At 67.0% G+C, this 21820-nt stretch carries 24 protein-coding genes; 14 read left to right on the top strand and 10 right to left on the bottom strand.

What is annotated here, in order from left to right:
- Positions 1-49: 49 nt before the first annotated feature.
- Positions 50-1009, bottom strand: a complete 960-nt coding sequence (locus A5773_RS08190; RefSeq protein WP_066954466.1) for a GlxA family transcriptional regulator — start codon at positions 1007-1009, stop codon at positions 50-52.
- Between the two features lie 110 nt (positions 1010-1119).
- On the opposite strand from A5773_RS08190, the gene tpx reads away from it, so the two are divergent.
- Both tpx and A5773_RS08180 read left to right on the top strand, forming a co-directional pair.
- Positions 1120-1614: a thiol peroxidase gene (gene tpx / locus A5773_RS08185; protein WP_066954469.1), complete on the top strand. Its 495-nt coding sequence runs from the start codon at positions 1120-1122 to the stop codon at positions 1612-1614.
- A gap of 120 nt (positions 1615-1734) precedes the next feature.
- Positions 1735-2046, top strand: coding sequence for a DUF4333 domain-containing protein (locus tag A5773_RS08180; RefSeq protein WP_066954472.1), 312 nt, complete (start codon positions 1735-1737; stop codon positions 2044-2046).
- Here the strand turns inward: A5773_RS08180 and A5773_RS08175 are convergent.
- Together A5773_RS08175 and A5773_RS08170 are read right to left on the bottom strand one after the other, a co-directional pair.
- Entirely contained in the window at positions 2027-2986 is a 960-nt protein-coding gene (locus tag A5773_RS08175) for a nitronate monooxygenase family protein (RefSeq protein WP_066954475.1), read from the bottom strand. The genes A5773_RS08180 and A5773_RS08175 overlap by 20 nt on opposite strands.
- Positions 2983-3372 carry an NYN domain-containing protein gene (locus A5773_RS08170; RefSeq protein WP_066954478.1) on the bottom strand — a complete coding sequence of 130 codons (390 nt, stop codon included), beginning with the start codon at positions 3370-3372 and terminating at the stop codon, positions 2983-2985. The genes A5773_RS08175 and A5773_RS08170 overlap by 4 nt, the downstream gene beginning before the upstream one ends.
- A gap of 138 nt (positions 3373-3510) precedes the next feature.
- Between A5773_RS08170 and A5773_RS08165 the strand changes: the two genes are divergently transcribed.
- From A5773_RS08165 to A5773_RS08145, 5 genes are all read left to right on the top strand, one after another.
- On the top strand, positions 3511-4695 hold the full coding sequence (locus tag A5773_RS08165; protein WP_066954481.1) for an acyl-CoA dehydrogenase family protein: 1185 nt from the start codon (positions 3511-3513) through the stop codon (positions 4693-4695).
- Positions 4696-4712: 17 nt separating this feature from the next.
- Positions 4713-5615, top strand: coding sequence for an NAD(P)-dependent oxidoreductase (locus A5773_RS08160; RefSeq protein ID WP_066954722.1), 903 nt, complete (start codon positions 4713-4715; stop codon positions 5613-5615).
- 9 nt (positions 5616-5624) lie between these two features.
- Positions 5625-6074, top strand: a complete 450-nt coding sequence (locus tag A5773_RS08155; RefSeq protein ID WP_066954485.1) for a helix-turn-helix transcriptional regulator — start codon at positions 5625-5627, stop codon at positions 6072-6074.
- A gap of 4 nt (positions 6075-6078) precedes the next feature.
- Positions 6079-6489, top strand: a complete 411-nt coding sequence (locus tag A5773_RS08150; protein WP_066954488.1) for a VOC family protein — start codon at positions 6079-6081, stop codon at positions 6487-6489.
- A 153-nt stretch (positions 6490-6642) separates the two neighbouring features.
- Positions 6643-8097: an aldehyde dehydrogenase gene (locus A5773_RS08145; RefSeq protein WP_066954491.1), complete on the top strand. Its 1455-nt coding sequence runs from the start codon at positions 6643-6645 to the stop codon at positions 8095-8097.
- 62 nt (positions 8098-8159) lie between these two features.
- On the opposite strand, the gene A5773_RS08140 is transcribed toward A5773_RS08145, so the two are convergent.
- A complete protein-coding gene (locus A5773_RS08140) occupies positions 8160-8414 on the bottom strand; it encodes a hypothetical protein (RefSeq protein WP_066954494.1) in 255 nt (84 codons plus the stop codon).
- Between the two features lie 196 nt (positions 8415-8610).
- Between A5773_RS08140 and A5773_RS08135 the strand changes: the two genes are divergently transcribed.
- On the top strand, positions 8611-9267 hold the full coding sequence (locus A5773_RS08135) for a heme-binding protein (protein ID WP_066954497.1): 657 nt from the start codon (positions 8611-8613) through the stop codon (positions 9265-9267).
- 65 nt (positions 9268-9332) lie between these two features.
- Positions 9333-10169, top strand: a complete 837-nt coding sequence (locus A5773_RS08130) for a class I SAM-dependent methyltransferase (protein ID WP_066954500.1) — start codon at positions 9333-9335, stop codon at positions 10167-10169.
- Positions 10170-10172: 3 nt separating this feature from the next.
- On the opposite strand, the gene A5773_RS08125 is transcribed toward A5773_RS08130, so the two are convergent.
- Positions 10173-11183 (bottom strand): NADP-dependent oxidoreductase, encoded by a 1011-nt coding sequence (locus A5773_RS08125; protein ID WP_066954503.1) that lies wholly within the window; start codon positions 11181-11183, stop codon positions 10173-10175.
- Positions 11184-11235: 52 nt separating this feature from the next.
- Between A5773_RS08125 and A5773_RS08120 the strand changes: the two genes are divergently transcribed.
- Together A5773_RS08120 and A5773_RS08115 are read left to right on the top strand one after the other, a co-directional pair.
- Complete coding sequence (locus A5773_RS08120; RefSeq protein WP_066954506.1) at positions 11236-11922, top strand: hypothetical protein; 687 nt, start codon at positions 11236-11238, stop codon at positions 11920-11922.
- Between the two features lie 31 nt (positions 11923-11953).
- Positions 11954-12799 carry an SAM-dependent methyltransferase gene (locus tag A5773_RS08115; protein ID WP_066954509.1) on the top strand — a complete coding sequence of 282 codons (846 nt, stop codon included), beginning with the start codon at positions 11954-11956 and terminating at the stop codon, positions 12797-12799.
- 6 nt (positions 12800-12805) lie between these two features.
- On the opposite strand, the gene A5773_RS08110 is transcribed toward A5773_RS08115, so the two are convergent.
- Positions 12806-13633, bottom strand: a complete 828-nt coding sequence (locus A5773_RS08110; protein WP_067790444.1) for a family 16 glycosylhydrolase — start codon at positions 13631-13633, stop codon at positions 12806-12808.
- Between the two features lie 255 nt (positions 13634-13888).
- Between A5773_RS08110 and A5773_RS25950 the strand changes: the two genes are divergently transcribed.
- A complete protein-coding gene (locus A5773_RS25950; RefSeq protein WP_156744782.1) occupies positions 13889-14095 on the top strand; it encodes a hypothetical protein in 207 nt (68 codons plus the stop codon).
- Between the two features lie 435 nt (positions 14096-14530).
- Complete coding sequence (locus tag A5773_RS08105; protein ID WP_232001816.1) at positions 14531-16930, top strand: plasma-membrane proton-efflux P-type ATPase; 2400 nt, start codon at positions 14531-14533, stop codon at positions 16928-16930.
- A gap of 98 nt (positions 16931-17028) precedes the next feature.
- On the opposite strand, the gene A5773_RS08100 is transcribed toward A5773_RS08105, so the two are convergent.
- Complete coding sequence (locus tag A5773_RS08100; protein WP_066954515.1) at positions 17029-17700, bottom strand: cutinase family protein; 672 nt, start codon at positions 17698-17700, stop codon at positions 17029-17031.
- Positions 17701-17824: 124 nt separating this feature from the next.
- Here A5773_RS08100 and A5773_RS08095 point away from each other — a divergent pair, with 124 nt between their 5' ends.
- Entirely contained in the window at positions 17825-18487 is a 663-nt protein-coding gene (locus A5773_RS08095; RefSeq protein WP_067790437.1) for a class I SAM-dependent methyltransferase, read from the top strand.
- A gap of 11 nt (positions 18488-18498) precedes the next feature.
- On the opposite strand, the gene A5773_RS08090 is transcribed toward A5773_RS08095, so the two are convergent.
- From A5773_RS08090 to A5773_RS08080, 3 genes are read right to left on the bottom strand one after another with little or no spacing between them, the layout of a single operon-like run.
- Positions 18499-19575 carry a prenyltransferase gene (locus A5773_RS08090; protein ID WP_066954521.1) on the bottom strand — a complete coding sequence of 359 codons (1077 nt, stop codon included), beginning with the start codon at positions 19573-19575 and terminating at the stop codon, positions 18499-18501.
- Entirely contained in the window at positions 19562-20320 is a 759-nt protein-coding gene (locus A5773_RS08085; protein ID WP_066954524.1) for a class I SAM-dependent methyltransferase, read from the bottom strand. Before A5773_RS08085 ends, A5773_RS08090 begins: the two co-directional genes overlap by 14 nt.
- The gene (locus A5773_RS08080; protein ID WP_066954527.1) at positions 20314-21579 is read right to left on the bottom strand and encodes a glycosyltransferase family 4 protein; all 1266 of its coding nucleotides are present in this window, start codon (positions 21577-21579) and stop codon (positions 20314-20316) included. The genes A5773_RS08085 and A5773_RS08080 overlap by 7 nt, the downstream gene beginning before the upstream one ends.
- Positions 21580-21820 lie beyond the last annotated feature (241 nt).

Genomic DNA, 21820 nt, shown 5'->3' with positions numbered 1-21820 from the left:
CCGGATAGGTCACGATTGCGATTTGGGTCATGGTGTCGTCCTTTCGATTTCAGGCAAAGGCCTTGCGGTACTGGTCCGGCGGAATGCCGACCCGGCGAAGGAAGTTGCGCCGCATGGTTTCCGCGGTGCCGAAGCCGCAGCGGGTGGCGATCGCGACGACGGTGTCGTCGGTCTCCTCCAACTGCCGGCGCGCGGCCTCGGTGCGGACGCGTTCGACGTATTGGCCGGGCGCCTCGCCTACCTCGGCCGTGAACACACGGGTGAAGTGCCGCGGGCTCATCGCCGCGCGACGGGCCAGCTCGTCGATGCTGTGCTCGCCACCGGGTTGGGCCTCGATCGCCTCCTGCACCGCGCGGATCGCGTTGCGTTTCGCGCGCGGCATCCACACCGGCGCCGCGAACTGCGTCTGTCCGCCCGGCCGGCGCAGATACAGCACCAGCCAGCGGGCGACCGTCTGCGCAACCTCGGTGCCGTGGTCATCCTCGACCAGTGAGAGCGCCAGGTCTATCCCCGCGGTGACTCCGGCGGCCGTCCATACGGTGTCCGAGGTGCGGACGAAGATCGGATCGGCGTCGACTTCGATCGCGGGGAACTCGCGGGCCAACCGCCCGGCGAAGGCCCAGTGCGTGGTGACCCGCTGCCCGTCCAGCAGCCCGGCCTCGGCCGCCAGGAACGCGCCGGTGCAGACGGTGACCACGCGGCGGGCGGTTCCGGCGACGGCCTTGATCCAGCCGATCAGCTCGGTATCCGACCGGGCCGCCTCGACACCTCCGCCGCCCGGCAGCACGACCGTGTCGATCTTCTCGTTGGGGTCGTTCGGGGCCGGCAGCGGCGCAGCGACGAAGGCCAGCCCGGTCGGGGTGGCCACGGGGCCGCCGCCGACCGAGCCCACGACGACCTCGTACCCGCCCCCGGTGAGCAGCGAGGCGCCGGTGAAGACATCGTGCGGGCCCACCACATCGAGCGCCTGCACGCCGGGGAAACCGGCGATGACGACCTTGCGAGTCATGGACTCAAGTGTTCGGCACGCAGCCACATGTCGTCTACGCCCTGCAACCCACCAATTAGGACATGGGACCTGACCCATGGTGGCCAAGGCGCGCTTGGCAGACTGTCCGCATGGCACAGATAACGTTGCGTGGAAACCCGATCAACACCGTCGGCGAGCTGCCTGCCGTCGGATCCCCGGCGCCGGCATTCAGCCTGACTGGCGGCGATCTGGGGGCGGTCAGTAGCGACCAGCTCGGCGGTAAAGCCGTGGTGCTCAACATCTTCCCGTCCGTGGACACGCCGGTGTGCGCGAGCAGCGTACGGACCTTCAACGAGCGCGCCGCCGCGAGCGGAGCCACGGTGGTGTGCGTGTCAAAGGACCTGCCGTTCGCGTTCGCCCGATTCTGTGGCGCCGAGGGCATCGACAACGTCAAGACGGGCTCGGCGTTCCGCAGCAGCTTCGGCGAGGACTACGGCGTCACCATCAACGACGGGCCGATGGCCGGTCTGCTGGCCCGGGCGATCGTCGTGGTCGGCGCCGACGGGAAGGTCAGCTACACGGAGTTGGTCCCCGAGATCGCCCAGGAGCCCAACTACGACGCGGCACTGGCCGCGGCGGGCTGACCCGATCCGCCGACTGCGGTTGCCCCCAGGCGCGGGCCTCCCGTCGCTCGTTTGCGAGCTGACAATGTCCGTCGCTGTGAGCTGTTCTAACGCGCCGATTGCGTGTTAGCCTGACCGGCTATGGATTGCGGCAGATTTCCGGTCGTCGCGGGCGTGCTGGCGACTCTGGTGGCCCTCCAGGTCGCCGGATGCAGCGCGAAGTCGACGGTCAAACCCGACGGCGCGGCGCAATCCGTCGTCGACGTCGTCTCGCGCCAGACGGGATTCCACCCGACCGACGTGAGCTGTCCCTCCGGTGTCGAAGCCAAGGTGGGCCAAGAGTTCGACTGTCACTTCACCGGGCCGGAGGGCAAGGGCTACACCGCGCACATGCGCATCACCAAAGTCGAAGGCGAGCAGGTCGTCTTCGACGTCAAGAGTCGCCCAAGCTAAGCCCCGGCGGCCCGAACAGGTCCGCGGTGGCCGCCAGCGCTTCGCCGCATCCCGCCCACATCCGCTTGATGATGTCGGCCGCCGGCGGGATGTCCTCGATCCGCCCGGCCACCTGACCGGTGTTGGCGACACTGGCGTCCATGTCCCCGTCGAAATACAGCCGCTGCACCCGTTGCAGCGCCGCGGCGCCGTCGCCGGAAGACATCGCGGTGTCCAGCCTTTCGGCGGCGGCCGTCCGGATCACCCGCATCATGCGTTTGCCGTCGAGGGGGAGGAGCACGGTGGAGGTTTCATCGGCCGCGACGACCGCCTGCTTGAGGTTGCCGTGCACCGGGGAATCCGCCGAGGCGAGCAACCGCGTCCCCATTTGCACGCCCTCGGCTCCGAGGACGAACGCGGCCGCCATCGAGCGCGCGTCGCAGATCCCTCCAGCCGCCACGATCGGCACGTCGACCTGCGCCGCCACCAGCGGCAGCAGCACCATGGTCGACGCACCGAATCGGTTCTTGAACCCGCCGCCCTCGACGCCCTCGACCACGAGCCCGTCCACTCCGGCGTCCACGGCTTTCCGGGCAGCCGCGAGGGTGCCCACCACATGGAACACGGTGATCCCGGCATCGTGGAGCCGTCCGATGAACAGCGCCGGATCGCCGGCCGATGTGGTGACGAAGCGAATGTCGTTGGCTACCAGGAGATCCACGGTGGCCGGGTCGCGGTTCATGATCAGCGCGATGTTCGCGCCCACCGGACGGTCGGTGAGGTCACGGACGCGCCGCAGGTCGGCCCGCCCCTGCTCGGATGTGGTCTCGATGACGCCCAGCGCGCCCGCGTTGGACACCGCGGCGGCCAGCTGGGCGCCGGCGATATAGGTCATCGGCGCCTGGATGATCGGGATGTCGACCCCGGCGGATGCACAGACCCGGTTGCGGCTGGTGTTCATCGGGCCCGCTGCCCCGGGGGGTCGATGAGGTCGCGGAAGCTTGCAGCGGGGTGGACCGAGGCGCCCAGGCTCAGCACGCGGTCGCTCAGCCCTTTGTCCGACGTCACCACCCGAATGTCGTGCGGCCGGGGGTCGGCCTGGACGCGCCGGACGATCTCGTCGTCGGCCGAGTTGGCGGCCGCCCGGGGCGCGTACGCGATCTCGATCGCCGCCGCGGGAATGGCGCTCGACGGCGGCCGTTCGAACACAACCGTCACGTGGTCGCCTTGGGTGGCGGCCCATCGGTCGAGGCGGTCGGCCAATGCGGCCATGGCGCGACCGCGGTCCTTCCACCACCCGTCCGGGCGGCTCCCGATCACATTCATGCCGTCAACGATCCAGCGCACGCCCCTACGGTAAGGCGACATTTCGGCGTACCGCTTCCGGCCCCGTGTCCCGCGATTCATTCTTTTCAGCGCTAAGCGGTTGGTACGGTCACCGATATCAGTTTCCCGCTGATGCCGTCGCGATGATGGGACAGGTGGATGACGTCGATAGCCGACACCGATGACCGGGTTGTCTCGCTCGCCCGCGGAATGCGCGACCTGGTGCGCGCCGAGGCCGCAGAATCCGAGCGGATGCGCACCCTTACCCCGGCGATCGTCGACGAGATGTGGGCGACCGGGCTGATGTCCGCGTTCAACCCGGCCCCGGCGGGCGGTACGGAGCCGTCGTTCACCGAGATGATCGAAACCTGGATCGAAATGGCTTGGCAGGACGGCTCTTTCGGGTGGGTCGGCATCGCCAACCTGCCATCTTCCTTCGCCGTCGCGGCGTATCTGCCCGACGAGGGTTTTGCCGAGGTGTTCACGGCGCACGACAACCGCGTCACGATGGGCGGCCAATTCTTCCCCAACGGGCAGGGATCCGCCGTCGATGGCGGCTACCTGGTGAGCGGGTCGTGGAACTTCGGCTCGGGCATCGGGCATTCCCAGTACGTCGCCGCCGGGTTCCTTCCGATGGACAACGGCGAAATGCGCTGGATCAGTGAGGGCTTCCCCGAGATGCGGGTCGCGGTGATTCCCCGGGATCAGATCAGCTTCAACGACGGCTGGTTTGTCCAGGGGCTCAAGGGAACCGGGTCCTATGATTACAGCGCCCAGGAGGTGTTCGTACCGGCGAGCCGCACCTTCGAGCTCTTTGTGCGTCAGCCGTATCGCGGGACGTCGCCGGCCACCCGGATGGGGCTGATGCCGGTGACCGCCGCCGGTCACGCGTCGTGGGCCCTGGGCGTCGCCAAGAGCATGCTCGACGACGTCCAGGAGTTGGCGGCGACGAAGTTCCGGATGAGTGACATGGCGTCGCTGGCCAGCCGCCCGACCTTCCAGAAGGGGCTGGCGCACCACCGCGCGGCCTGGCGCGCCGCTCGGCTGCTGGTGCTCGACGCGTTCACCACCGCCGAGGCCGCGGTCGCGTCGGGGGAGGAGCTGACACCGTTGCTGCGCGCGGACATGCGCGTGGCGGCGGTCTTTGCGACCGACACGGCCCGAAGCTGCGCCGAGTGGGCGCACCTGGTCGCGGGCACCAGCTCGATCCGGGAGGGTACCCGGTTGGAGCGCGCTTTCCGGGACATCTACACCGGGACGCAGCATGCCTTCATCAGCGAGAAAGTCGCCATCGACGTCGCGCAGATCTGGCTCGGCATCATCGACGACCAACCAGGGCTGTGAGTCGCTACTATCAGCGCATGCGCGGCTCGAAGATCCTGATCACCGGTCCGACCGGTCAAATCGCAACCCCCATTGCGCGGGCGCTCGCGGCCGACAACGAGGTGTGGGGCATTGCCCGCTTCACCGATCCGGCGGCCCGGGAGGGCCTGGAGAAGGCTGGCGTCCGATGCGAGAAGGTCAACCTGGCAGCAGGTGACTTCGCCAGTCTGCCAACCGATTTCGAGTACGTCCTGAACCTGGCAGTGGCCAAGAGCGGGAACTGGGACAAGGACCTCGCCGCCAATGCGGAGTCGGTGGGTCTGCTCATGGCGCACTGCCGCGATGCCAAGGCGTTTCTGCATTGTTCGTCCGCCGCCGTCTATGACCCGCCGGGCGACGATCCGCGAACCGAGGCCGCCGCCCTGGGCGACAACCACAAGTGCCTGTTCCCCACCTACTCCATCTCCAAGATCGCCGGGGAGGTCGTCGCCCGTTCGATGGCGCGGGCCCTCGGAGTGCCCACCACCGTCGCCCGGCTCAACGTCCCATACGGCGACAACGGCGGGTGGCCGTTCTACCACATGGAGATGCTGCTGGCGGGCATCCCGATCCCGGTCCCGCCCGGGGAACCCGCGCGCTACAACCCGATTCACGAGGACGACATCATCGCGACCATTCCGAAGCTGCTGGAGGTGGCGTCGGTCCCGGCGACCACGGTCAACTGGTGCGGTGACCAAACGGTCAGCATCCAGGAGTGGTGTGGCTACCTGGGCTCGCTGGTGGGCAAGGAGCCGGTCTTCGAGGTGAGCGCTCAGGCGCTGCGCGGCAATCCCACGGACAGCGTCCGGATGCACGAGCTGATCGGCGGCACGACGGTCGACTGGCGTGACGGGCTGCGCCGGATGGCGACCAAGTTCCATCCAGAGTTGGTCGGCGCGTAGGGATTACCGGTGCGCCAAGGAGCCGACGCGGCGCAGCGCCTGCGCAACCTCACGCTGCTCCGCCGCGTCCGGGACCGGATCGATCGCGAGTATGCACGGCCGCTGGACGTGGAGGCGCTCGCGCGTGACGTGCACATGTCCGCCGGCCACCTGAGCCGCGAGTTCCGCCGTGCCTACGGCGAGTCGCCATACTCCTATCTGATGACGCGGCGCATCGAGCGCGCGATGGCGCTGCTGCGGCGTGGCGACCTGAGCGTCACCGATGTGTGTTTCGCGGTCGGTTGCTCTTCGTTGGGCACCTTCAGCACTCGCTTCACCGAACTGGTCGGCGTGCCGCCGAGCACCTACCGGCGCCTGGGGGTGGACACGCTGGCCGGAATGCCGCCCTGCGTGGCCAAACAGGTGACCAGACCGATCAGGAATCGAGAAGCATCGGTCACCGGGCCGCGCTTAGCCTGACCCCATGGATATCACGATTCACTCGAGCTTCCTGCCACACGACGACCCGGAATCCTCGCTCGCCTTCTACCGCGACACCCTCGGCTTCGAAGTCCGCCTTGACGTCGGAAAGGGCAAGATGCGGTGGATCACCGTGGGACCTCCGAACCAGCCCGACACGTCGATCGTCCTGAATCCGCCGGCCGCCAACTCGGGCATCACCGATGACGAGCGGCGCACCATCGCCGAGATGATGGCCAAGGGCAGCTACGCCACGTTGCTGTTGGCGACCAAGGACCTCGACCGCACCTTCGAGCAGCTGCAGGCCAACGACGTCGACATCGTCCAGGAGCCGACAGAACAGCCGTACGGACTGCGGGACTGCGCGGTCCGCGATCCCGCGGGCAACCTGATCCGCATCCAGGAACTGCGCTGAGTGCTGCGCTAGCCAATCGATACCAACCGCTTTCGCGGCACGGCGCCGCGGTCTGATCCGTGAACGCGGCCTTGACCGGCTGCACACACAATGCTAAGCAAGTGCTCAGCATTGTGTGCCGGCCGAACGGCACCGCGATACGGAAGGGATCGGATGACGCTGCAGACGGTATTGGAGGACCTCCGAAACCGCCCGGGAACGGGCGAGGTCATCGCGGTCATCGACCCCGCCACCGAGGAGACGATCACCGAGTTCACCGACTGTGGGGAAGCGGCGGTCGACGGTGCCGCCGCGCGGGCGAGGGCTTCCTTCGAATCGGGCGCCTGGTCCCAGCTGCCGGGCCGCGAGCGCGCCAAGATCATGTGGCGTATCGCGGATTTGATCGACGAGCATGCCGAAGAGTTCGCCCAACTCGACTCGCTCAACACCGGCATGCCGTTGATGCAGGCGCAGTTGCAGATGTCGACCTGCTCGGAGTTCTTCCGCTACTACGCGGGCTGGTGTTCCAAGCTCAACGGCGTCGCGTATGACGTGAAGACGGACGGCATCGCCACCGACGCCTTCGTCAACATGCATGCCTACACGCTCAAGGAGCCCTTCGGCGTGGTGGGGCTGATCTTCCCGTGGAACGGCCCGATCTTCAATGCCAGCGCGAAGCTGGCGCCCGCGCTGGCGGCCGGGTGCAGCATGCTCGTCAAACCCGCGGAGGAGACCCCGCTGTCGGCGGTCTTGCTGGACAGGCTGATTCACGATGCCGGTGTCCCCGAGGGAGTGGTCAACCTGCTGACCGGTTACGGGCATACCGCCGGTGCGGCGATCACCGCGCATCCCGACGTCGAGAAGGTCGCCTTCACCGGGTCGACCGAGGTCGGCAAGGAGATCGTGCGGGCCTCGGCCGGCAACCTGAAGAAGGTCATGCTCGAACTCGGCGGGAAGTCGCCGGTGCTGATCTTCGACGACGCCGACCTGGACAAGGCGATCATGATGGCGTCGTTGGGCATCTTCGTGCACTCCGGGCAGGGATGCGTATGTGGCTCGAGGATTTTCGTGCAGCGTGGGGTGTACGACCGCGTGGTGGAAGGCATTGCGCTGATGGCTGACACGTTCAAGCTGGGCGCGCCCAGCGAAGAGGGCTGCGTCAGCGGACCGTTGATCAGCCAGAAGCAGCTGACCCGCGTCATGGGTTTTATCGACGAGGGCAAGAGTGACGGCGTCGAAGTGGTGACCGGCGGCTACCGCCTGGACCGCAAGGGCTACTTCGTGCACCCGACGGTGCTGACCAACGTCGACCCCGGCATGCGGCTGTATCAGCAGGAGATCTTCGGGCCGGTGGTCAGTGTCCTGCCGTTCGACGATGAGGACGAGGCCGTGGCCATGGCCAACGACACCACCTACGGCCTGGCGGCCACGGCCTGGACGGAGAACCTCGGCCGCGCCCACCGCATCGTCAAGCGGCTGCAGGCCGGCAGCGTTCAGGTGAACTGCCAGTTGGTGTTCGACCACGATGTACCGTTCGGCGGTTACAAGCAGTCCGGCTGGGGTCACGAGTTCGGGCGTGAGGGCATCGAGGCCTACCTGAAGACGAAGTCGGTCTGGGCCCAGCTCTAGCCTTCGAACGCAAGAGTTCCGAACCTCCATGAGGTTCGGAACTTCGCGCTGCTACGGACGAGTCAAGAGCCCTTGGCGTAGCGGGTCAGGAACCCAGCGGCCGCAACCGCCGAGACCGCACCGATCACGCCCCACAGCACCAACTGGAAGACCATCGACCCCAAGAACCAGCCGAATGTCATCCCGATGTAGAGGGCCCAGATCAGCCGGAAAGCGCTCCACAGCGCCACGGCGCCGGCGCTGAGCCCGATGTAGAGGCTGCGCTGCCGGTCCACCCGGTTGATCTGCTCTTCGATGCTGGCCGGGACGATCTTCATTTCTGACTTCCTTTCGTGGGGCGGCGCCGGACTGGCGTCGTCGTTGCGCCAAGTACAGATCCCCGGGTCGGCTACCGATCCCAACCCGCCACCGGGGAGGACGCGCGTTACCCTCGCCCACGACGAAAGACAAGGGTCGGGTGACACCGTCGTTGGGGAGTGACCGCACTTGCGTCATCGGGGCCTGGTGGGTCAAATGGTTTTGATGATGAACCCGATCAAGCTCGCCGAGCAGGTCGCCGAATCGGTTCTGGCGGTGGGCGGCATTCGCGTTGGCCTCGAGGAACCGAAGTACACGCGCCATCCGCTCACCGGCACCGTCGAGATACGCCGCTACGGTCCGCGGATTGCCGCCGAGACTACAGTCGACGCCGACGAAAACCGCGCTCGTGACGTGGGGTTCCGACGACTGGCGGGATACATATTCGGCGGCAATCGGGGCAACGAATCGATCTCGATGACGGCACCCGTCAGCCAGCAGCCGGGCCGTCGTGGCCAGCAGATCGCGATGACCGCGCCCGTCGTACAGTCCGCCAGCGCCGAGAGTGGCTGGGTGATCCGGTTTTTCATGCCCGAGAAGTGGACGATGGAGACCCTTCCCGCGCCCAAAGACGATCAGGTCCGCCTCGTCACCGTGCCGTCCGCGACCGTAGCCGTGCTGCGATTCAGCGGTGACCGCAGCCCCAAGGCGGTCGCGTCTCGCACCGATGAGCTCAGGAAAACATTGCGGGACAACGGGATCAAGACCACCGGAGAGGCCGAGGCCTGGTTCTACGATCCGCCCTGGACGCTGCCGATGCGGCGTCGCAACGAGATCGCGATTCCGATCGATCCGGCTTCCGCACCGGCCTAGCCGCTCGACATGAGACGGCGCGTAGGCACCTACGTTCGGCGCTGAGCCGGTTACGGTTTGGCGTGATGACGAATCAAGACAGCCAGAAGGTGGATGCCACGCTGCTGACCGGTGTTTCGGAAACGGCGCTGCTGACCCTCTACGGCAGGGCATATCAGGCCGGGCGCCCGGACCCGATCATCGACGATCCGATGGCCGTCAGGCTGGTGGAGTCCTTCGACTTCGACTTCGAGAAGTTCGGGCGCAGGGGCCAGGAGATGGCGCTGCGTTCGCTGGCCGTCGATCGGTGCGCAATCGATTACCTGACCGCGCATCCCAGGGCGACCGTGGTCGCGCTTGCCGAAGGTTTCCAGACGTCTTTCTGGCGCCTGGACCGCGCCCTACCCGGCGCGCAATTCAGTTGGCTTTCGGTGGATTTGCCTCAGGTCATCGACCTTCGGCAGCGGCTGCTGCCGCAATCCACGCGGATCACTCATCTCGCGCAGTCCGCACTCGACTACAGCTGGATGGACAAGGTCGACACCGGCAACGGCGTGTTCGTCACCGCCGAAGGGTTGCTGATGTACCTTCAGCCCAACGAGGCGCTGGGACTGATCACCCAGTGCGCCAAGCGATTTCCCGGCGGCCGGATGTTCTTCGACCTGCCGCCGACGATCGTCAAGAAGGTCGCGCGAAGGGGGCTGCGATCGTCCAAGCGCTACCGGGTACCGCCGATGCCCTTCAGCCTCTCGGTGCGTCAACTGGCGAAGCTGGCGGAAGGCGTGCCCGGCATCCGTGCCGTGCACGATGTACCGATGCCCGCGGGGCGGGGCTTCTTCTTCGGCAAGCTATACCCCGCGTTCTGGCGCTTTCCGCCCGCGAAGCCTTATCGCGGCGTCTTCGCCCTACTCGAATTCGGCTGAGGATCAGCCGACCTTGACCACCAGCTTGCCGACGTTCTTGCCGTCGAAGAGCATGTTGATCGCCGTTGGCAGCTGCTCGAAGCCCTCGACGAGGGTCTCGAGCGGGGTGAGCTTTCCCGCCTCGATCAGGCCCGCGATCTCGCCGATCGCTTCCGGCGCGCGCCCGAAGTGGTCGAGGACGATGAAACCCTGCAATGTGGCGCGCTGGATGAGCAGATTGCCGAATGCGCGGGGGCCCGGCGGGGGGTCTTCCGCGTTGTAGCCGGAGATCAGGCCGCAGAGCGCGACGCGGGCGCCGATGTTGAGGCGCGCGAAGATGGCGTCCATCAGGTCGCCGCCGACGTTTTCGAAGTCGACGTCGATGCCCTTGGGCGTCGCCGCCGCCAGCTGGGCGGCCCAGTCGTCGGCTCGGTGGTCGACGGCCGCGTCGAAGCCGAGCTGGTCGGTGAGTAGCGCGCACTTCTCGGGCCCGCCGGCGATCCCGACGACGCGAGCGCCGGCGGCCTTGGCGAGTTGGCCGGCGACCGACCCGACCGCACCCGCGGCCGCGGAGACGACGACGGTCTCGCCCGGCCGCGGCTTGCCGATCTCACGGATCCCGATCCACGCGGTGAGCCCGGTCATCCCGAGCGCACCCAGGTAGGCGCTCGGCGAGATGCCGGGTGCCACGTCCACCGGGTTCACCATCGCCGTGTCCGTGAGGACCGCGTACTCCTGCCAGCCGAGCAGGCCTTGCACCTGCTGTCCGACCGCGTAGGTGGAGCTCTTGGACGCGACGACCTCGCCGATCCCGGCGGCGCGCATGACCTCGCCGAGCCCGACCGGGGGGAGGTATGTCGGGGTGTCGTTGATCCACATGCGGTTGGTCGGGTCGAGCGAGATCCAGTCGACGCGCACCAGCGCCTCGCCGTCGCCGATCTCGGGCACCGCCTCCTCGCTCAGTTCGAAGGTGTCCGGGCCGATGCGGCCGGTGGGGCGTTCGCGGAGCAGAAAACGACGGTTTCGATCGGACATATGCGCACCGTACCCTTCAACAAGGGGGCCGCCGTACGAAAGGTTTTGCGCGGTGAACGTGATGTCGCGAATCGCCGGTGTCCCCGTCGCCGCGCTGACGGTGCTGACAGCGACGATCCTGTCGCCGCCCGGGCCGGCTGCCGCGGATCCGCCGCCCACCCAGCAGATCACCGTCGTGGCCGTCGGGCCCGATGGCCAACCGATGAACGGTTACCAGGTGGCGTCCGGACCGGGCAACGTCGGCCAGGCCAGCGAGTGCTCTTCACCGTCGCCGTCGGCGCTGGCCGACAACGTCTACTCCTGCTCGCCAACCGCGGCGGGCGCCCTCACCTGTTGGCCCTCGACACCCGGATCGCTGCTGTGCGTGGACAATCCCTGGGACAAGCGCATGCATCGGGTGAACTACGACGGCCCGCTGCCGCCCGTGCAGGCACCCACAACCCCGGACCCGTTCGCGCTGACTCTCGACGACGGCACGCGGTGCCTGTTCCGCAACGGTGGCGCCTGGGGCGGTCGCGCCGACGGGTATGTCCCGGTGTACGGGTGCGGCACCGGCGGCGGTGGCAATACCGCGGTGCTGTGGCTGCCCAGCCAGGGCGCCGGGAGTTGCATCGACCGCTCATCATCGGCGTGGACGGTCAAGGTCGGCCAAATCGGCCGACCGGACACCGTCTACCCACCGCCCCAGACCCGCGGGGTGACGGAAGCGTGGCTCGCCGGCGGCAAGGCCGGTCAGTAGAGCGGCAGCGGGGCTTGCTATAACGCAACGTATGTCACGCCCAGGCCAAACGATCACCCATGTTTCCGATACGGCCCGGTGGACGGCGTTGCATCGGGCAACCGAATCGGCCCGCCCCGACGCGCTGTTCAGCGACCCGCTGGCGGAGCGTCTCGCCGGCGAACACGGCCGCGCGATCGTCGACAACGTTCGCTGGACCGATCGCAGCGGTTTTTGGTTGGTCGCGCGCACCAAGCTCATCGACGACGCCATCGCCGACGCGCTCGCGAACGGCTGCGACCGGGTGCTGAATCTGGCCGCCGGTCTGGACACCCGGCCCTATCGCTTAGACCTCCCACCCGATCTCACCTGGGTCGAGGCCGATCTGCCCAAGTTGCTCGAGGAAAAGACGCAAGTACTCGGCGATCAGACCCCGCGCTGCCGGCTCCGACGCATAGCGGTTGACCTCGCCGACCCGCGCGCCCGAGACACGTTCTTCAACGACGCGCTGGATGGTGCGGCGAAGGCCTTCGTGCTGACCGAGGGCCTGTCGATGTACCTCGAGCCCACCGCCGTCGTCGGGCTTTCAGACGCGATCAAGCGCCCCGAGGTCGCGTGGTGGATGCTCGATTTCGCCTTTCCGGGCCTGAAGAAGCGGATCAACAAGAACGTCGCCGGCATCTCGGAAAACGCGCCGTTCAAATTCGCACCCGACAACGGCCTGGCCTTTTTCGAAGACCTTGGTTGGCGGACCGTCGAGGCTGAGTCGGTACTGGTGGCCGCCCACCGATTGCATCGCCTACCGATCTGGATGCGTCCGCTTGCCTGGCTGCCTCGGCCGGATTTGCGCCGTCCGGGCGGCAAATCGTCGAGTGCGGTCGCCCTGCTCACCCACTGAACCCGCCTACCAGACGCGGATCCAGTCGACGAGCATGTCGGCGGGATAGGTGCCCGGTCCTGGATCGCCGCCGCCGGAACCTGCCACCGCCAGATTGAACACCGGGTAGACCGTGTAACCCGGTCCGTTGAACGGCCAATCCGGCAGCGAGCTCGCCGGCACGTCGAAATAGGGCTGGGCCCCGTCGGAGTAGTCCTTCCAGAACCGGATGCCGGCCTCGTCCCACTGCGTGCGCCAGGTGTGCCAGGCGCTGTCCATCGCAATGTTGTGCGTCTTCCATTCGCCGCCGTTGGCTTTCGCGTGCACGGTGGTGGCCGAGGGCCAACTGCCGTTGCCGTACCACTCCATCACGTCGATCTCGCCCTGGTCATCGTTACCCAGCCAGTAGGCCGGCCAGGCGCCGGCCGTCAGGCAGTTGAGCTTGATACGGGCTTCCCAGGTATGGCCGACGCCGCCCCGCCAGAGGCTTTGGACTTTGCCGCTGTAGTAGCTGGGGCCGTCCTTGGCGGCGCGGAGAACCAGGTTGGAATTGCCGTCGAGGAAGACGTTGCGACGATCGTCGCGGTACTGCCCGATATGTTCGGGCAGCTCCCAATATGTCGGATCCTTGATGGTCTCCCGGGCCTTCGCCACCGTCCACTTCGACGAATCCGGCGCCGAGCCGGCGGGTCCGTCGAATTCGTCGTGAAAAATGTAGGTGCCGGTTTGGCCGCTGGGAGCGGCGGGGGCGGGTGTGCGACCCGGGCGGGCCAGGGCCACCGGCGCAGGCAGCGCGGCTGCCAGCACGCCGATCCCGGTCGTCAACATCATGCGGCGGCGGTCCATCTTGGGCATACGCGGGGACGATAGCAGCCACCGCCGTCTCGACCGAACTCCGAAATCTGTCGGTGCTCGCCGCTAACGTTTCGAATCGCCGGTGGGCCAGCACGGACGGCGGCGCGGTAGCGGCTAAAGGATTAGTCGAAATTCATGGCTAATTCTCAACTTCGTGGATGGTTTGGTCTCAGGATCGGCCGGGCATCCTGAGATCACAAGCCGATAACCACAAGGCGTAGTTTTTGCGGGTTGCACTGGGAGGAGTTAACGATCGTGGCGAATTCAACGGGAGCGACGGTTATTTCCCTTCAGTCCCACCCGGTATGGGCTGCGGCTCGGCGCCAGGAACGCGAACGCCGTGAGGCGATGCGCCGTCATCCCGCTTTCCGCGCCAGCCAGCGTGCCGCGGTGGCCGGTGGCGAGGTCATTCCGCTGATCCGCGACTTCAAGCTCTACTCCAGCACCAACACCCCGGCCTGACCATTTCGGCGCGCAAATTGCGCCAAAGGCGTCCGGGGCACGGGCTTGCCGGACGCGTTAATTGGGCCGCAAAGGCGTTTCCGATCGCTCCGTGTCTGTTTGGGGAACTCCGCGAGTTGGCCATTGGCGGCGCAGTCCGATGGGATCAGCCGTCTCATCCCGATTTCCCCGAATTGCGGCCGCCCGCTTGCCTGGCCGGCCTGTGTCGGATCACACGGAGATACCGATAGAACGGGTAACCGCTGCGACCCTCGACCTGATAAGCGAATCCGCCATCGCATGCGTAATCGGATTCTGAAGTCACCAACGGGCCGGGTCGCGGGTTGCCCGTCGGCGAACAAGGCGCGCGATATTGGGGGTCGTTTGGCCCTACTTCCCACGCAGTGAAGGTGCGATGGTGGACGCCGGACATCGCCAACATCCGGGGAGGTGGGGTTGACACACTCCAGCGAATTGACGGGCAACCCAACGGGTTTGACATCCGCCGAGGCGCAGCAGCGACTGGAGCGTTACGGTCCCAACGAGATAGCCGAGCGACACCGCAATCCGGTATTGGAATTCTTGGGTTATTTCTGGGCGCCGATACCGTGGATGATCGAGGTCGCTCTGGCCTTGTCGCTTGCCGTGCGGCATTGGACGGACGCGGTGATCATCGGGGTGCTGCTGGCGATGAACGGGTTGGTGGCGTTTTTCGAGGAACACCAGGCGGCCAACGCAATCGCTGCACTCAAACAGCAGCTGGCGACCTCGGCGCGGGTGCTGCGCGGCGGTGAATGGGTGACGCTTCCGGTGCGCGAGTTGGTGCCCGGCGACGTCGTGCGAGTACGCCTCGGTGACGTGGTTCCCGCCGATCTGCGGGTGCTGGACGACGTCGCCCTCCAGGTAGATCAGTCCGCGCTGACCGGCGAGTCGCTGGCCGTCAGCCGCGGGCGAGGAGAAAACCTGTTTTCGGGGTCCGTACTGGTGCGGGGGGAGGCCGACGCCCTGGTTTACGCCACCGGAGCGTCGTCGTACATGGGTAAGACCACCGCGCTGGTGGAAAGCGCGGGCACGGTCAGCCACTTTCAGCGCGCGGTGCTGCGGATCGCCAACTATTTGATCGTGATCGCGCTCGCCCTGGTGTCGTTGACGGTTGCGGTCTCGCTGGTGCGCGGCAACCCGGTGCTGCAGACCCTCGAGTTCGCCCTGGTGGTCACGATCGCCTCGATCCCGGTGGCGCTGCCGGCGGTGCTGTCGGTGACGATGGCCATCGGCGCACGCCAGCTTGCGCGTCATGAGGCCGTCGTCAGCCACCTGCCGGCCGTTGAAGAACTCGGCGGAATCGACGTGTTGTGCTCGGACAAGACCGGCACCCTGACCCGGAACCGCCTCGCGCTTGCTGCGCGCTGGACCGCCACCGCCGTCAGTGACGATGAACTGCTCACCGCGGCCGCACAGGCTTCGCGCGCCGAGGACAACGACCTCATCGATCTGGTGGTGCTGGCTGCCGTGGAGCAACCACCGGCGGGGCGGGTCGAGCAGTTCGTTCCTTTCGATCCGGTCAGCAAACGCACCGAAGCGCGGGTGCGCGACGCGGAGGGGCAGAGCTTTCGGGTCAGTAAGGGCGCACCGCAGATCATCTCCGCCTTATGTGACGGTGACGGCGCGTCCGCTGAGGTCGCCGGTGTGGTCGAACGGTTCGCCAGCCATGGGTACCGGGCTCTCGGCGTGGCGAAGACGGCCGGAGACGGCTCCTGGCGGCTGATGGGTGTGCTGGCGTTAGCCGATCCGCCTCGCGAGGACTCCGCGACAACCATCGCCGCCGCCAAGGAACTCGGCATCGACGTCAAGATGGTCACCGGCGACCAGGTCGCCATCGGCCGGGAGATCGCCCGCCAGGTCGGCCTCGGCGACCAGATCCTCGATGCCGCCATCCTCGACGGCACCGCTGACGACGACGCTCTGGGCGACCGGGTGGAGGCGACCGACGGGTTCGCGCAGGTGTTTCCCGAGCACAAGTACCACATCGTGCGGCTATTGCAGGATCGCGGCCACATCGTCGGCATGACCGGCGACGGCGTCAACGACGCCCCCGCGCTCAAGCAGGCCGATGCCGGCATCGCGGTCTCTGGGGCCACCGACGCGGCCCGCGCGGCCGCCGACGTGGTCCTGCTGGCGCCGGGGCTGTCAGTGATCGTGTCCGCCATCGGGCTGGCCCGCGAGATCTTCGCCCGGCTGACCAGCTACGCCACCTACCGCATCGCAGAGACCATCCGGGTGCTGCTGTTGATCACCCTGGCGGTCGTGTCGATGAACTTCTTCCCGGTCACCGCCGCGATGATCGTGTTCCTGGCGCTGCTCAACGACGGCGCGATCCTCTCAATCGCATACGACCATGTGCGCGGCTCACCCAGGCCCGTCAGGTGGGACATGCGCGCCGTGCTGACCATCGCCACCGTGCTGGGTGTGATCGGCGTCGTCGCGAGCTTCACGCTGTTCTTCATCGCCGATAGTGTGTTCGGGCTCAGCCGTGACTTCATCCGCACCATGATCTACCTGAAGTTGTCAGTCGCGGGGCAGCTGACCATCTTCCTCACCCGCTCCCGTGGCCCGTTCTGGTCTCGGCCGGCGCCGGCACCACTGCTGCTCGGCGCTGTCATCACGGCGCAAAGCACTGCCACGTTGATCGCTGTCTACGGCGTGGCGATGACGCCCCTGGGGTGGCGGTGGGCAGGCATCGTCTGGGGCTACTCGGTGGTGTGGTTCCTCTTCAACGACCGGATCAAGCTCATAGCTTACCGCTGGCTTGACCACCACTCCCGCGACAAGCACCAAACAGCAAGTGCCTCAGACTGATTGCTCACAAACAAAGGCCTTCGCCGTCGCCCTGTGACCTGCTTTTCAGGCGGAAGCCGCGTTGGGCCTTCCGGCTCGGATCCGGCGCGCCGGATCGCTCAGAGCTTGCCGGCGACGAAGTCGGCCGCCTGATTCGCCATGCCCGCGTCGATGTACGCACCGGCGAGGTGTTGCGGCCAGTTCGCGTTCCAGGTGTTCGGGTCGGCGGGGTTGCAGATGGGGTCGGCGCCGTGGCACAACTCGATGGTCCGGTCGTTGTAGGTCGGGTTGAAGTTGGTGATCGGACCGACCCACTGGCTGCCGTTGCCGAAGAGGGCCACGGCAGCGATGTGCTGGTCGGCGCCCGGCGGCAGGGGGCTGTCGAAGCCGAACGCGCCGATGGGCGCCGCGAGGACCACGTCGGTCACCGCCGCGCCGAGCGAGTAGCCGCCGAGCACCAGCCGGGTATTCGGGCAATTGTTGATCATGTCCTGAACGTGGTGGCTCATGTCGTTGGCACCCTGAGCAACCTCGGTGTCGGCGGGGTAATTCACGGCATAGACGCCGATGTTCTTGTTGACCTTGGATCGCAGCGAACTGATGAACGCGTTGCCCAACACCCCCGGTCCCGGCGACTCCATCCGTCCGCGGGCGAAGACCACCTGCACCTGGGGGCAGGTGGCGGCCGCGGCGCTGGGAATTGCGGACGCCGGGAGGGCAGCGGGCAACGCCGGTGCGGCCGCGATGAGGACCGCCGCCAGGCTGATGTCACGGAGTCTGCGGGCAAGCACAGCATGATGGTAAAGCGGTCCCGGCCCGGCCGCTGGGCTTAGGCAAAGCGACCTCAGTCCGGTCGCGCGGCGGCGACCCCGACCACCGTGGGGGCACCGGTGGCGCGAACGATAGGTTCAGCTGATGAGTCACGTCGACGCGAGTGCGCCCGAACGCCTGTTCGCGCTGGCCGAACAGGTGCAGGGCTTCCTACCCGCCGACGAGGGACGGGCGCTCTACGAAGCCGCGCTGCGGTATCTCGACGGCGGCGTCGCCGTCGAAATCGGCACGTATTGCGGCAAATCCACCCTGTTGCTCGGCGCCGCGGCCCAACAAACCGCGGGCGTGCTCTACACGATCGACCACCACCACGGCTCCGAGGAGCACCAGGCCGGCTGGGAATACCACGATGCCGCGCTGGTCGACGAGGTCACGGGGCTGTTCGACACCCTGCCAACCTTCCGGCGCACGCTCGATGCGGCGGGGCTGGACGACCACGTCGTCGCCGTCGTGGGCAAGTCGCCGATCGTCGCCTCCGGGTGGCGGTCACCGCTGCGAGTCTTGTTCATCGACGGCGGCCACAGTGAGGCCGCGGCGAACCAGGACTTCGACGGATGGGCGAAGTGGGTGGCCGTCGGCGGCGCGCTGGCTATTCACGACGTCTTCCCGGACCCCAGGGACGGCGGACGGCCCCCTTACTACATCTACTGTCGCGCTATCGATTCCGGACAGTTCCGGGAGGTTTCCGCCACCGGATCGCTAAGGGTCCTGGAACGTGTCAGCGGTCAGCCGGGCGAGCAGATCTAGCCGGACTCACGTCACCAGCCGGGACCTGTGGAGACGCATTCGCAGTCGAAGTCGGTCTGCAGACCCATCGGCAATCCCTCGGCGCGGAAAATCCCGGCGCCCGCAGTGGTGTTCGACAGCGCGTCCGCGGCGAGGATCATCGCCGCTCCCGTCCAAGTGGTGCGCTCCTCGGGCCAGCGTTTCCCGTCCGCGAACACCAAACCCGTCCAGTAAGAGCCGTCCTCCTCGCGGAGATGCTGCATGGCGCCGAACTGGCGATGGGCGGCGGACCGCTGACCGATGGCGTCCAGCGCCATCACCAGCTCGCAGGTCTCGGCGCCGGTTACCCAGGGTCGGTCCACCACACAGCGGATGCCCAGTCCGCCGACCACGAAGTCGTCCCAGCGCTGTTCGATGCGCGCGGCCGCCGCGGGCCCCCGCAGCGCGCTACCGAGAATGGGGTAGTACCAGTCCATCGAGTAGCGGTCCTTCTCGGTGAACGCCTCGGGGTGCGCGGCTAACGCGTGTCCCAGTCGGCCCAGCGCCAGTTCCCACTCCGGCTGAGGCTCGCCGACCAGGGCCGCGAGCGCCAAGGCGCACCGCATGCTGTGAAAGACGCTTGCGCAACCGGTCAGCAGCGCTTCGTTCAAAGGGCCGGCTTCACCACGGGCCCAACAGATTTCGCCATAGCCGACCTGTAAGTCGATGACGAAGTCGATCGCCTTGTGCACGACCGGCCACATTTGAGCGGCGAAGCGCCGGTCGCCGGTGACGAGCACGTGATGCCAGACGCCGGTGGCGATGTAGGCGCAGAAGTTGCTGTCGCTGTTGGCATCTTCGACGACGCCCGCGCGGAGCTGGATGGGCCAGGAGCCGTCCGGCCGCTGCGTGCGACGGCTCCATTCGAACGCGGCGCGCGCCGATTCCAGCAGCCCGGCGGCGGTGAGCGCCATCGCGCACTCCACGTGATCCCACGGGTCGGTGTGGCCCCCCTCAGACCAGGGGATGGCCCCGGTGGGCTCCTGCATGGCCGCGATCGACAGCGCGGTGCGACGGCATTGCTCGGGACTGAGGACGCCCGGGACCGATGGTGGGTTAGACCGACGCAACTGAATATCCCACCGTCGCCTGGCTTTCGGCCGGCGGTTGTTTGACGAAATACATCGCCACGCTCTTGCCGACCAGCGGATTGAGCAGCGATTCCGCCAGCTGCGTGATCTTCGGCCGTTGCGTCAGGTCCCATACCAGGAGTTGGTGATACGCCGACACGGCTCGGTGATCGGTGTTCGACACGCCCACAGCGCATTTCAACCACCAGAAGGGGGAGTGCAGTGCGTGCGCGTGGTGGGAATGCGTCAATTCCATTCCGCCATCCGAGATCTTGGCGCGCAGATCGCTGGCCCGGTAGATGCGTACGTGGCCGCCCTCGTTGCTGTGGTATTCGTCGGACAATAGCCAGCACACCCGCTCCGGAAGCCAGCGTGGCACGCTGACCGCCAGAGTGCCGCCGGCCTTGAGCACCCTGATCAATTCGGCGATCGCGGCGTCGTCGTGCGGTATGTGCTCCAAGATTTCGGACGCGATCACGCAGTCGAACGTCTCGTCGGCGTACGGCAACTTCAGGGCGTCACCGACCACCACCTTCGCCGACGCACCGGCAGGCGCCTCACCGGTTTCGGCCATCGCGCGCAAAATGGTATCCACCGAACGCAATTCGGCCTCATCGCGGTCGAACGCGACCACGTCGGCACCGCGCCGGTACGCTTCGAAGGCATGCCGGCCTGCTCCGCAGCCGACGTCGATGACCTTCGTCGCCGGCCCCACCCGTAGCCGGTCGAAATCGACTGTCAGCATTGCGTTTCCCCTTCGGGAGTGGCCGAGGCGGCGTTGCGTGCGATCGCCCGCTCATACACCCGCACGGTTTGGGCGGCCACGGCTTCCCAGCTGAACACGTTGACCGCGCGGGTTCGTCCCGCTTTGCCCAGGCTCCGTCGCTTCTCCGGCGAGTCCAGCAGGTCTCCGAGGGCACGGGTGAGCGCGTCGACGTCGGCGGGCGGTACCAGTTCGGCGCACGCGCCGTCGGTGCCGAGGACTTCCGGGAGCGCACCGACCCGACTCGCGACGATCGGCGTTCCGCTGGCCATCGCCTCCACCGCCGGTAGCGAAAACCCTTCGTAGAGTGAGGGAATGCAGGCGACTTCGGCCGAGGCGAACAACGCGGCCAGCTCGGCGTCGGAAAGCCCGCTGGTGATGTGGACCATGTCGGAGATTCCGAGCTCGGCGATGAGTTTGTGGGTGGGCCCGTTGGGTTCCACCTTGGCGACCAGCCGCAGCTCGAGATCCCTGCTCGTACGCAGCCGAGCGACCGCATGCAGCAAGGTGCGCACACCCTTCAGCGGCGTATCGGCACTGGCAATCGCGATGACCCGCCCAGGTTGCCGGGGAAGGGATCCCGGCTTGAACAAGTCGGTGTTCACGCCTAGCGGCACCACATGCAGCTGGTCCGGCGAGACCCCGAAGTCGCTCACGATGTCGGCGGCCGACGACGACGAGACCGTCAGCAGGTCCGGGATCTGGCGCGCCACCTGCTGCTGCATCGCCAGGAATCCATACCAGCGCTGCACCAACGGCTTTCGCCACCATCGCGCGGCCGCCAGGTCGAGCACCCGGTCACGGGTGATGGGATGATGCACGGTGGCCACCACAGGCAGTCCCGCACCCGCGATGGTGAGCAGCCCGGTGCCCAGGCTCTGGTTGTCGTGGACGACGTCGAAGTCGGCCATCCGGGCCGCCAGCAACCGCGCGGCGCGCATGGTGAACGTCCGGGGTTCCGGAAAACCAGCCGTCCACGTGGTGAGCAGTTCCAACAGGTCGATCGAGTCGCGAATCTCGCTGGGCCTTGGCACGCGGAAGGGGTCGGGTTCGCGGTAAAGGTCGAGGCTCGGCACCTTGGTCAGCCGCACCCGCGGGTCGAGCAGGTCGGGGTAGGGCTGGCCGGAGAACACCTCGACGTCATGACCCAGTTCCACCAGACCGTGGCTGAGATGGCGCACGTAGACGCCCTGTCCGCCGCAATGGGTTTTACTACGGTAGGACAGCAGGGCAATTCGCATACTCAACTCTTCTTTGCTGGTGAATGGCCGCGGAATGGCGCCGAATCCATCGCGGTCAACGGGCTCCCGAACCCCGCGACAGCAAACTGGACATGTGTCCAGACTATAGTTCGATCACCTAATCGAGCGCAACGAGCTCGGGCGTCACCGGCTCCCGGGTAAACGGTCTGACGGAAATCCGGCACCCAAAGATCATGCCATTCGGCCCCGAACGGGATTGAACCGTTCGGCCGGGCCCCCG

Source organism: Mycobacterium sp. 852014-52450_SCH5900713, from assembly GCF_001667075.1.
Classification (GTDB): Bacteria; Actinomycetota; Actinomycetes; order Mycobacteriales; family Mycobacteriaceae; genus Mycobacterium.
This window is presented reverse-complemented; position numbering and strand designations above follow the sequence as displayed.